The 11,615-nt window shown below is 57.8% G+C and carries 10 protein-coding genes; 4 read left to right on the top strand and 6 right to left on the bottom strand.

What is annotated here, in order from left to right:
- The first annotated feature begins 410 nt into the window (after positions 1–410).
- On the top strand, positions 411–1,628 hold the full coding sequence (locus tag HMPREF2605_RS05530) for an MFS transporter (RefSeq protein ID WP_049346790.1): 1,218 nt from the start codon (positions 411–413) through the stop codon (positions 1,626–1,628).
- Positions 1,629–1,762: 134 nt separating this feature from the next.
- Here the strand turns inward: HMPREF2605_RS05530 and HMPREF2605_RS05525 are convergent, their stop codons facing one another.
- Together HMPREF2605_RS05525 and HMPREF2605_RS05520 are read right to left on the bottom strand one after the other, a co-directional pair.
- Positions 1,763–3,169 carry a class II fumarate hydratase gene (locus HMPREF2605_RS05525; RefSeq protein ID WP_049338717.1) on the bottom strand — a complete coding sequence of 469 codons (1,407 nt, stop codon included), beginning with the start codon at positions 3,167–3,169 and terminating at the stop codon, positions 1,763–1,765.
- 224 nt (positions 3,170–3,393) lie between these two features.
- Positions 3,394–4,113: a carbonic anhydrase gene (locus HMPREF2605_RS05520; RefSeq protein WP_070847289.1), complete on the bottom strand. Its 720-nt coding sequence runs from the start codon at positions 4,111–4,113 to the stop codon at positions 3,394–3,396.
- Positions 4,114–4,524: 411 nt separating this feature from the next.
- Between HMPREF2605_RS05520 and glpX the strand changes: the two genes are divergently transcribed.
- On the top strand, positions 4,525–5,532 hold the full coding sequence (gene glpX, locus HMPREF2605_RS05515; RefSeq protein WP_049355000.1) for a class II fructose-bisphosphatase: 1,008 nt from the start codon (positions 4,525–4,527) through the stop codon (positions 5,530–5,532).
- Between the two features lie 151 nt (positions 5,533–5,683).
- Here glpX and HMPREF2605_RS05510 read toward each other — a convergent pair whose 3' ends face one another.
- The 3 genes from HMPREF2605_RS05510 to HMPREF2605_RS05500 all read right to left on the bottom strand — a co-directional run bounded on the left by HMPREF2605_RS05510 (position 5,684) and on the right by HMPREF2605_RS05500 (position 8,633).
- A complete protein-coding gene (locus tag HMPREF2605_RS05510; RefSeq protein WP_049355001.1) occupies positions 5,684–6,685 on the bottom strand; it encodes a lipid II:glycine glycyltransferase FemX in 1,002 nt (333 codons plus the stop codon).
- Between the two features lie 19 nt (positions 6,686–6,704).
- On the bottom strand, positions 6,705–7,343 hold the full coding sequence (gene purE / locus HMPREF2605_RS05505; protein WP_070847287.1) for a 5-(carboxyamino)imidazole ribonucleotide mutase: 639 nt from the start codon (positions 7,341–7,343) through the stop codon (positions 6,705–6,707).
- 99 nt (positions 7,344–7,442) lie between these two features.
- Positions 7,443–8,633, bottom strand: coding sequence for a 5-(carboxyamino)imidazole ribonucleotide synthase (locus HMPREF2605_RS05500; RefSeq protein ID WP_070832895.1), 1,191 nt, complete (start codon positions 8,631–8,633; stop codon positions 7,443–7,445).
- A gap of 369 nt (positions 8,634–9,002) precedes the next feature.
- Here HMPREF2605_RS05500 and HMPREF2605_RS05495 point away from each other — a divergent pair, with 369 nt between their 5' ends.
- A complete protein-coding gene (locus tag HMPREF2605_RS05495) occupies positions 9,003–9,620 on the top strand; it encodes a GtrA family protein (RefSeq protein ID WP_070847285.1) in 618 nt (205 codons plus the stop codon).
- A gap of 124 nt (positions 9,621–9,744) precedes the next feature.
- Here the strand turns inward: HMPREF2605_RS05495 and HMPREF2605_RS05490 are convergent, their stop codons facing one another.
- Positions 9,745–10,545 (bottom strand): TIGR03089 family protein, encoded by an 801-nt coding sequence (locus HMPREF2605_RS05490; RefSeq protein ID WP_070604210.1) that lies wholly within the window; start codon positions 10,543–10,545, stop codon positions 9,745–9,747.
- A gap of 651 nt (positions 10,546–11,196) precedes the next feature.
- Between HMPREF2605_RS05490 and HMPREF2605_RS05485 the strand changes: the two genes are divergently transcribed.
- Positions 11,197–11,613, top strand: a complete 417-nt coding sequence (locus HMPREF2605_RS05485) for a WhiB family transcriptional regulator (protein WP_005506882.1) — start codon at positions 11,197–11,199, stop codon at positions 11,611–11,613.
- Positions 11,614–11,615: the final 2 nt, after the last annotated feature.

The raw sequence follows: 11,615 nt of genomic DNA, 5'->3' as shown, positions 1-11,615 counted from the left end.
GACCCGCCGTCATGGCGAGTCGCCCCTCCCAGTATTTTATGACAGTTTGTTACATGGTATTGGGTGGTTTTTCCCGTTTTCCTGTGGGATTGGGGGGGGTGGAGGCCTAAATTTTGCCGTGGTTTTATTTTGTTTTTGTCTTTTTTACTTTAAGTTGCGCCTGTGTGTCGAGTTATGGGTGGTGCGCATGAGATGCTTTATATATGACACGGGTTACATTGGGAGTGACGGCCCCGTATTAGTCAGTAACCCGAGAAAGATTCGTTCACGTGATGTTCTGGTGAGCGTAGTCGCTTTCCTTTTACTCTGCCTATAAATCTTTAAGGCATGCCATTTTTCTGTGAACTAGGCTCATTGTGTTCATCGCAATTCTTGGTCGCTATTTTGATGCGTCCTGGAAGGAGTAAAGCATGACAACACACAAAATACCCTGGAGAATCTACGTAGCCCTTATCGGCTCTCTGGTAGGTACAGGAATATATTCCTTCGCCCTACCCATTGCGATTCTCGCTAGTACAGGCGAAATTGGGCTGGCCGGCGTGATGGCGGTAGCCATGCAAATCCCCAATATCGCCTTGGCATATCCGCTAGCAACCCTATCGGATAGTCTGCCTCGAAAACCTATGATCGTGATTGCCGGGGCAGTAAACATCCTCAGCATCCTTACCTTGGCGTTGATGATTGAGCAGCATATGCTGTCATGGTTCGCCATCGCCGCACTAGGATTTGTGAGCGGTGTCTTCTCTGAACTGGCTGCTGCCTCAGAAGCAGGATATATCCCGCAGCTTCTCGGACGAGAAAACCTTCTTTCGTACAACGCACGTCGTGAAATTTGCGAGGGAATATCCGCAATCATTGCGCCCCCTACAGCAGGATTTATTGTTCTTGTCGCGGGCGCAACGGTCGGTCTTATCGTCCCGGTGCTCCTTTTCGGAGCGGCAACTATTTCATACGCAACGTTGCCATCCGTAGAGATGGAAACTAAAACTGAGCAACGCGAAACCGCACAACATGGGTTTATTCACCGAATGTTTGACGGTATCCAATACATGTTCTCCGGCGCCCCGCAGAGACTTATCCTTGTCTACACGTTCTTCTTGGCGGCAGCTACAGCATCGTATTCACTCATCATTATTTACCGCCTATACGAGGAACTCACTTTTGAAGCCTCAGTGGTAGGCATGATTATGGCCTGCAGTGGTATCGGCGGTATTGTCGCGGCACTCATCATCGATCGTTTCCTCTCTTTCGAGAACACACGAGGAATGCTGCTGGTCGCCAATGTCGTATCCCTGCTCGGAATACCGCTCGTCACTGTCAGCAATAACCCCGTAGTGCTCGGCGCCCTGCTCTTCATCCTGGACGTAGGATGGGCATCAGCTTTCATCTTCTCCAACAATCTGCGTGACTGCATTACACCGAATGAGCTACTGGGGCGTGCCAGCTCCCTTGACGGTGCCGTGTTTGGACTAGGAACGCTGTACTCCATGGGCGCGGTAGCACTGATGCTTGACCATCTCGGCTCCTTCAACGCTGCGCTTGTCGTCAGTATTCCGGCTGTACTCTGCCTCATCTACACGCTGGTCCACTATAAACAGTTCAAAGTGTTTAATATCGTTGAACAATAGTGAGAACCCGCTACCACCTTAATGACGGGGGCAGAGAACATACACAGAAGGAGGGGCGACCCGCCGTCATGGCGAGTCGCCCCTCCCTCTATGGTTAAGCCGCGAACCTCAGGCGAGGTTCAGACGGGGTGAGATTAGAAGTTGCCCAGCATCTTGGTGACGTCCAGAGCCGCATCCAGCTGCTCCTCAGTCACTTCGCCGCGCTCCACGTAGCCCAGTGCCACAACTGCCTCACGGACAGTCACCTTGTGAGCCACCGAGTACTTAGCGATCTTCGCAGCAGCCTCGTAACCAATCAGCTTGTTCAGCGGGGTCACGGTCGACGGCGAAGCCTCAGCCAGGAAGCGGCAACGGTCAACGTTAGCGGTCAGACCGTCAATCATCTTCTCAGCCGAAACACGGGAGACGTTAGCGAGCAGGCGGATCGACTGCAGCAGGTTAGCAGCCATCACCGGGATACCCACGTTCAGCTCAAACGCGCCGTTAGTGGAGGACAGAGCAATGGTTGCGTCGTTACCGATAACCTGAGCGGCAACCATGATGGTAGCCTCACAAATCACGGGGTTGACCTTACCGGGCATAATCGAGGAGCCGGGCTGCAGGTCGGGGATGTGCAGCTCGCCCAGGCCGGTGTTCGGGCCCGAACCCATCCAGCGGATGTCGTTGCTGATCTTCATCAGGCCGTACGCCAGGGTGCGCAGCTGACCGGAAACCTCAATCAGGCCGTCACGGTTAGCCTGAGCCTCGAAGTGGTTACGAGCTTCGGTCAGGGGCAGGCCGGTCTCCTCAGCGAGCAGCTCAATCACGCGAGCGGAGAAGCCGTCGGGGGTGTTGATGCCGGTACCCACAGCGGTACCGCCCAGGGGAACCTCAGCCACGCGGGGCAGGGAAGCGTTCACACGCTCAATTCCGTAACGTACGGTTGCAGCGTAGCCGGAGAACTCCTGGCCCAGGGTGATGGGGGTTGCGTCCATCAGGTGGGTACGACCGGACTTCACAACGTCCTTGAACTCTGCGGACTTGCGCTCCAGGGACTCAGCGAGCACCTCGAGAGCGGGAATCAGGTCCTTCACCAGAGCCTCGGTCACAGCAACGTGCACGGAGGTGGGGAAGACGTCGTTGGAGGACTGGGATGCGTTCACGTGGTCATTGGGGTGAACCTCAATGCCCTTGGACTCCAGGGAACGGGTTGCCAGGGTTGCCAGAACCTCGTTCGCGTTCATGTTCGAGGAGGTACCGGAACCGGTCTGGAAGACGTCAATGGGGAAGTGGGCGTCGTACTTACCGGTTGCTACCAGATCCGCTGCGTCGCGGATAGCCTGGGCGCGCTCAGCGTCGAGCACCTTGAGTTCCTCATTGGCGGTCGCGGCTGCCTTCTTCACGAGGGCAAGCGCACGAATATGGGCGGATTCGAGGGTCTGACCCGAAATCGGGAAGTTCTCGACTGCGCGCTGGGTCTGTGCACGGTAGAGCGCATCAGCCGGAACGCGAACTTCGCCCATGGTGTCATGTTCAATGCGGTATTCAATGTTTTCAGCCATATCTCTAGGATAGGCGTTCAAAGTGGCTTACGTCGCCTCGAAAAGGTGTCAAAAGAGGAAAAACGCTCATAAATTTTGAGGCGTGAGAAGGCGCAGAAAAACCCCGCCCCGATAGATGTGCGAACACGCTGCCGTGGCGGGGGTATCCCATAGAAAAATCTGTTGTTAAGTGCGAGCATGTGGGTTCTCGCGCTAAGGCTCGTAACGAGCGGAGGAGAAGGAACCTAGGCCAGGTTCTCGGCAACCACAACGCGCGGGGGAGTCTTCACGACCACCGGAAGTGTCTGGGTCGGCGGGTTCTGTGCGTTGTTCTTCTCCTCCGGCAGGGTGAGGTCCTGCGAACTGAACACCAGCTCAGCCTTACCCTCCTTCAGGTGGTAGAAGACACCAATCACGGCGACCTTACCCTCAACCACCGCATCCGAAATGATGTGGGACTGCTCAATAATGCGGATAGCAGTCTGGCGGGTGTGCTCACGCACCATGTCGTTGACGACCGGGTTCTCCGGCAGCTTCGGGGACATCACCGAAGGCAGGATGTGCTGCACCAGGTTACGGATGAAGCCGTGCGGCATCTCGCCGGACTCCAGGGATTTGCTGGCTGCGGTGACAGCACCGCAGGAGTCGTGACCGAGAACCATCACGATAGGGGTCTCGAACTCCTCAACCGCGTACTCCAACGAGCCGAGCGCCGCGTTCTCCAGCACATGACCGGCGGTACGCACCACGAACGCATCACCCAGACCCAGGTCAAAAATAATCTCCGCCGCCAGACGCGAGTCACCGCAACCGAAAATCGAGGCGAACGGGAACTGACCTGATGCAAGGTCGGTACGGCGGATCGTGTCCTGGTTGGGGTGCTCATTGCTACCCTCAACGAAACGGCGGTTACCGTCCTTCAGACGCTTCCATGCTTCTGCGGGGGTCGGTTGAATACCAGCCATGTGATGCTCCTTAGCGGACAAGTACAGAAAACGCCTGCGCCAGAGCAAACGAATCTGCGAATCGGGTATGTGGGGCTTCAGGCGCTCGCGCTGAAGCTCAGCTCCTTGCCGGAACCCGGCGAAGAACCTACCTCAAATATGCCTTAAAAATGCGAAAAATAGCTAGTTTGGCACGCCTTCTCAGCTTCGTTCTCGGCACCCAGCAGCACAAAATAACGCGAAGAGAGACGCAGCCCTCACCAATATGCCGCATCTGCTCACCTTACAGTCAACACGCACGCAAACTCGTTCAGAACAAGAAAAACGAAGCCTGAGCGCGCTATCCTGAAAGGAGCACTACTGCGTCGGCGACTTCGCGCTGGAAAGAACCAGCCAGCCGACAGTGTATTCAGAAATCTCGAAGGTGAGTCTATGACTACGAACAATAACCACGGCGACCGCAACCTCGCAATGGAACTGGTGCGTGCCACCGAAGCCGCAGCTATCGCCGCAGGCCCCTGGGTTGGCGCTGGTGAAAAGAACCTCGCAGACGGCGCAGCTGTCGACGCCATGCGTTACCGCCTCTCCACCGTTAACTTCAACGGCACCGTCGTCATCGGTGAAGGCGAGAAGGACAAGGCTCCCATGCTGTACAACGGCGAGAACGTCGGCGACGGCTCCGGCCCCTCCCTCGACGTGGCAGTGGACCCCATCGACGGTACCCGCCTGACCGCACTCGGCATGGACAACGCCCTCTCCGTGATTGCTGTGGCAGACGGCGGCACCATGTTCGACCCCTCCGCAGTGTTCTACATGGAGAAGCTGGTCACCGGCCCCGAAGCCGCAGAGTTCGTGGACCTGCGCCTGCCCGTCAAGCAGAACCTGCACCTGGTCGCTAAGGCTAAGGGCAAGAAGGTCAGCGAGCTGACCGTCTGTGTGCTGGACCGCCCCCGCCACGCCAAGCTGATCCAGGAGATTCGCGAGGCAGGCGCCCGTACCCGCATCATCCTCGACGGTGACGTCGCAGGCGCTATCGCAGCTTGCCGCGAGAACACCGGCGTGGACCTGATGCTCGGCACCGGCGGCACCCCCGAAGGCGTCGTCGCAGCGTGCGCTATCAAGGCAACCGGCGGTGTGATTCAGGGCCGTCTGGCACCGACCGACGAGGCTGAGCGCGAGAAGGCACTGGAAGCCGGTCACGACCTGGACCGCGTGCTGACCACCAACGACCTGGTCACCAGCGACAACTGCTTCTTCGCCGCAACCGGTATCACCGACGGCAAGCTGCTGCGCGGCGTGCGCTACAGCAAGAACGTTGTGACCACCCAGTCGCTGGTCATGCGTTCCTCCTCGGGCACCGTGCGCACCGTTGAGGCTGAGCACCGCCTCTCCCGCCTGCGCGAGATCCTCTCGCACACCAAGAGCCCCGGCGAAGCATAAGCCCTTGAGGTAGCCCCCAAGCATAAAGGAGCCGCCCCCGACCGAGTGATTCGGTCGGAGGCGGCTCCTTTGTATATTTAGCCCGTATATTGAGCTCGTATATTTAGCTTTTAGCTCTCAGAACCTACCCAGATTGGGGCGCCTGAAGTCGTTAGCGAGAGCGGAAGGACTGAACCTTTGCCTTCGCCTTTGCCACTGCATCGCAAACCGCAGGACGAGCCTTGTACGCCAGGGTGTAGGCGCGGTAACCCAGCGAGGTGACCGGCACATCCCAGGTACCCGGGTACTCCACGGACTCGCCGCCGAAGGACTTCTTGAACTTCGTGAAACCGGCCCACTCGTGATCCGGCTGATCCTCCGGCGCGATGCCGAAGAGGTCAACGTACTTCAGGCCCTTACGCTTAGCGTCCAGGATTAAGTTCGTCATCACCACAACACCGGCACTAAGGGTGCGGTGCTCGAAGGATGCCGCCGCGTGCGCGTAGGTGCGGGTATCGTCCGAATCGTACACGAACGCCGCCGCAATCGGGGTGCTCTCACCGTTCTCGCCCGCCAGCTTCGCAATGTAGAGCGACGCCGCACCGGCGGGCATCAGCACGCGAGCCGCCTGCATCAGGTAGTCGTCGTGCTGACGGTTGAAGCCGTTACGCTCCGCGGTCTCCTCGAGGAAGCCGAAGAGAATCGACATATCCGAGGGATTGGTCGATGCCTCAACGGTCACGCCCTTCTTGTGGATATTACGATGACGAGTACGATAACCGGAAATCATTCCCTTGATGATCTCATCCTCGGTGCCCGAGAGGTCAATAATCTGCGTGTGCGAAGGCTGCACCTGGCGAGGAGCCAGAACCGCACCGCGACGAGCCAGGAACGCCGCAGCATCCTGATCGCCCCAGATGGCGGACTCAGTAGGCTCAATACGCACAAACAGACAACGAAGCTTCGCGGCCTCTTCCTTCAACGAGGCAAGAGCCTCGTCGAAGGCCACAGCGCTCGAAGCAACCGGTCCGTACGGGCTGTACAAGTAGCGGCCGGTAGCACCGCCCTCAACGGTCGCAAGGTACGACCAGCCGTTACCGCTCTTACGAATTACGGTGTGACCATTAGATTCCTGAAAACGTGCCCAAATATCGGACTGAAGAATATTGCTCATACTTCTAGTGTATCCGAGCTTAGGGAACGTAAGCCTGCGGCTCCGAGGAAGCCTCGGGGGCAGGTGCCGGGCGAGTCGAGGAGGTGCTCTCCTCAGCCTCATGCTCGGCAGCAGCCTTCGCCTTCGCCTCGGCTACGCGGGCGCGCAGGGCGGCGCCCTTGTCCATAGCGCTCTGACGCAGATCCTGAGAGAACTGACGCAAATCAGCGTGAACCTGCTGAGCAAACGCATCGGTGCCCGAACCCAGAATACGCAGAGCCAGCAGACCCGCATTGCGAGCGCCGTTAATGGAGACGGTAGCTACCGGAACACCGGCGGGCATCTGAACAATCGACAGCAGCGAGTCCATGCCCTCGAGGTTCTTCAGACGCACCGGAACACCAATCACAGGCAGAGCGGTGACGGAAGCGAGCATACCGGGCAGATGAGCGGCGCCGCCGGCACCGGCAATAATCACGCGAATACCGCGGCTGTGAGCCTTCTTGCCATACTCAATCATGTCCTCGGGCATGCGGTGTGCAGAAACAACATCAGCCTCGTAAGGGATGTCGAACTCGTCCAGAACCTCGGCTGCGGCCTCCATGACCGACCAATCCGAATCCGAACCCATCACAATGCCAACAATGGGCTGGGAAGAATTATAGGGAGACTGAGACATAATCCTCATATCCTTTCAGGATGCGGTGGCGAACCACCATCAATAGGGTGCGTCGGATACGCAGGATGCTCTCACCCCACGCACCGGCTAAAAATAGGGCTACAGGGGGCGGCCGTCACGCAAAATGGAGGCGGCATTCGCGGCGCTGTGGCGCAACTCGTCAAGCTCAGCCACCGTGCCAGTAATGTTCACGTGACCAATCTTGCGTCCCGGACGGGTTTCCTTGCCGTAGAAGTGAATCTTTGCGCGCGGCTCAGCCGAAAGCGCCAGCGGGTAGACGCCGAAGATATCCTCGTTCTCGCCGCCCAGGTAGTTCTTCATCACTGCAACGCCCTCCAGCACGGAGGTATCGCCCAGCGGCAGATCAAGCACCGCACGCAGGTGCTGCTCAAACTGGCTGGTCACCGAACCGTCCTGAGTCCAGTGGCCGGTGTTGTGCGGGCGCATCGCCAGTTCGTTGATGTAGAAGCCTGCGGGGGAGCCGGGTACCTCAAAAAGCTCAGCAGCCATCACACCGGTGACACCCAGCTCGGAAGCAATAGTCACGGCGGCGGAAGCGGCAGCCTCAGCAATCTCGGGGTCCAGATTCTGCGCGGGGGCAATGACCTCGTCACAGATGGAGTTCACCTGGATGGTCTCAACGACCGGCCAGGGGCGCACCTCGCCGCTTTCACGGCGAGCAACCAGCGCGGAGAGCTCACGGGTGAAGGGCACCTTCTCCTCAGCGAGCAGGGCGGAGAAATCAGTGCGGGAAGGCAGCTGCTCGAACCACTCGGCGCTGCGCTCGCGAGCATCGGCGGGGGAATCCAGAACGAGAACGCCCTTGCCGTCGTAGCCGCCGCGCGGGGTCTTCAACACCACGGGCCAGCCGATCTCATCACCGAAGGCGAGCAGCTCGTCCAGGGTAGAAACCTGAGCCCAACGCGGGTTCGGCAGACCCAGGCGTTCAACAGCCTGGCGCATCAGGAGCTTGTCCTGGGCGTACTGCAGGGCTTCGGGGCGGGGCTGAACGTTCACGCCCTCTGCCATGAGAGCGCGCAGAAAATCGGTGGGCACGTGCTCGTGGTCGAAAGTGATGACATCCTTGCCGCGAGCAAACTCGCGGAGGGTGTCCAGGTCTTTGTAGTCCCCGACGGGTGCGGTACGTACCGCTGCCACGGCGCCGACGGTGGGCGCCTCCGCAAGAATCTGCAGGTCGAGGCCAAGGTTAGTTGCTGCGGGTGCCATCATGCGGGCCAGCTGGCCTCCGCCGATGACGCCAATTACGGGTCCAGTCACAGGGTAAGTCACAGCACCTAAGTGTACCGGTTTCAGAGTGCTTATGGGAGCAAGACCACATTAAGGTCACAGAATGAGTGCCAGGGAGGTGAAACAATCCAGCGCATAGATTCTTGCGCCGTTGATGTAACGCGGCGGATACGCGGGTAAAGCCCTCAAGCTTGCCTCTTTGGCATCATCAGGGGCGAGGTGAACGGAGGCGTCCCGATAGCTGGGAGGTCCATGGAAAAACTCTCAGAGGTACAGAGAAGACAGCAGGACTGTATTAACATATAAGAGCTTGTAAAAGAGGCTGAAGCATTCGACCGTCGCCGCGTAACTAGCGCCCACCGTCGCATATCGCCCCTTTTTCCCGATAAAACTCCGCTAGATAGGCCCCGTATGAGCGCACAGACGAAACCGACCCTCACCGAACGCTTGAAATCCCTCTGGGACAGCTACGGTATTGAGGTGCTCAAATTCGGTACCGTGGGCGGCGCCGCCTTCATCGTGAACTCTGTGACGGTGTGGGTGCTGATGATGACCATCATGTCGGAGTCCCACACCAAGGCGAAGGTCGTTGCAAGTGTTGTCGCAACCATCTTCTCCTGGCTCATGAACCGCCTGTGGACCTTCCGCGAATCCCGCTCCGAGAACTGGAAGCGCGAAGCTATCGAATTCGGCTTGGTCAATCTGCTCGGCATCCTCGTTGAGGCCGGCTGTGTGGCATTCAGTACCTACGTGCTGAACCTGCGCACCCCCGAGGCGTCCTTCATCTCCGGTACGATCATCGGTACCATCCTGGGCACCATCCTTCGCTACTTCCTCTACCGCTTCTGGGTGTACGGTTCGCACCGCCAGAAAGTCGAAGAGGGCGAAGGTACCGACCACGAGGAGCTCGGCCGCATGTTTGACGAAGCTGCCGCCATTCTCGACGGCGAAGAGCCCGCAGCACGTAAGGCAACCTCTGAAGCGGCTGCATCCGAGGCGCAGTCGAAGCCCGGTTCGCAGAACTCCTAGACCCGCCTAAGGCCGACCATCAGCTAAGACTTGTTCCAAAAACTTATCCCCCGATACACGCTGTATCGGGGGATAAGTTTTTTAAAAATCTAGAAACTTTGGAAGACTCACTAGGCGCGGGAAACTAGCTGCGGGGAATCTCCACTGCACGCTCGGAATCCATCAGAGACGCCAGCTGCTCATCCTGCCAGTCCACGCTCGGGTCAGCCACAAACACCGCATGACCGGAGAGCAAAATCGCCAGAACCTCCAACAGGGCGCTCATGGTCGCCTCCGACGCATCAAAAGCGTAATCGGGGCTCAACTCCAGCGCGAGCGCACGCTGACCCGAAGGCAGCGCATAACCCGCCGTGCGATAAATCTGCGCCTGTGCAAGCGCCTGCTCGTACGCCTCTGCGTATGTGAAGCCCTCAAGCACCTCTGCCGAGTCATCCGGAAGCATACCGGAGTACTGGTCGCCAAAGCTACGCACCAGCGCGCAATAATCGAGCACCTCATCGGCATAGGAGGACAGCGCCTGCAGGTCACCGGTGTAAGAAAGCGCCAGCGGGGCACGATCAACCGCCAGAAGGTACGCGGGGTCGTTCGTGTAGCCAGCCTCCTGCTCGGTGCAGACTGCGGCAACCAACGGCTCATCCTGGTTCAGCAGAGCGCCCACACGCAGCGCCGCCAAGCCCAGAACAATAGTGCGCCAGTGCAGGGGAGCCTGAAGGTCAAAGTCCTCACCAGGCTCCAGCTCGCATTCTTCAACCAGCAGGTTTGCGCTCTTATCAACCCAATTCATGAGGACCCTGCCGGAGAGCTCGATGCGCTCGCCATTTACCGAATACCAGATGAGGGCGGGAGTCTGCTGGCTGCTGAGCTTCTCAAAGAAGCGGTTCAGAGTTGTGGGCACGGAGGCGCCGGTGGGGGAGAGAGTAACCATGGGTTTTACTCTACCGCACCGTGTGGTGGGGCGCGTGGAGAAGCCGACGCGGGAGTAAAAGATACAGGGGTAAAGTAAAAACGCCTAAGGATGCCTTAAAAAATCTAATGGCTCAAAATGTTTGACAGCCCTAATGTCTCATTTTGGAATGTGGCATAAATATAAATTGGAAATGTAAATGGTTCGCAATGCCTCGAAAAATATTCAGAAACCGCATGGTGAAAAAGATAAGTTTTTCTTATCTAATTATTAGAATCTTTCCCTATACTCGAGATGGGGCGTGTGGGATGGTCGTCATGAACCCTTATATTTGCAGTCAGGATGCGGAATTTGCGGGCGATGGAAACCACTCCTGGAGAAGGGAAAACCTGGGTGTCCCTTAGGTGTGAGCGAGGGTAAGTGGTGCGTGGGAAAATATATAAAGGTCAAATTTACATTAAATATGACGCCCCTAACACATACATCTAAATATTGTTTAAGTCTAGTTTGACGAAACGGCGTGTCGCACGTCTAATAGATATATAAGCGTGTTTGCCTTGGAGGGACCGTAGAGGCCAAAGCGAACCATGCCACACCATACACACTAAGATTCCGTCGACGACGGATCCGCAGACTCATTAAGCTCACAATGAGAACACGGAAGGAAAACCCATGGGCTCCTACATTGCATCGGACCGCTCCATCGCGGCCGCGCGCGCATCAGGCGCTCAGCACCGTAGCATGAATCCCACTCAATCTCTCGAAAAAGCCACCGACGCCTTTCTCGCAGACGCAGAACGAAACATGCCTGCCTGCACCGACGTATGGACCGCAGCGGCAGGACTCTACGGAACCGAAGGCGAAGACGGAGAACTCGCCTGGCAAGCTGAAGCACTCTGCGCCCAGACCGACCCCGAAGCCTTCTTCCCCGAGAAGGGCGGCTCCACCCGAGACGCCAAAAGGGTATGCGGTGTATGCCCCGTGCGCGAAGAATGTCTACAATATGCAATGGACAATGACGAGCGCTTCGGAATCTGGGGCGGGCTGTCAGAACGTGAACGCCGCCGACTGCGCAAGCAGGCGAGCTAAGC

Source organism: Rothia sp. HMSC065C03 (assembly GCF_001837295.1).
Lineage (GTDB): Bacteria > Actinomycetota > Actinomycetes > Actinomycetales > Micrococcaceae > Rothia.
The sequence above is the reverse complement of the archived record's forward strand: the minus strand, read 5'-3'. Positions and strand labels throughout refer to the sequence as shown.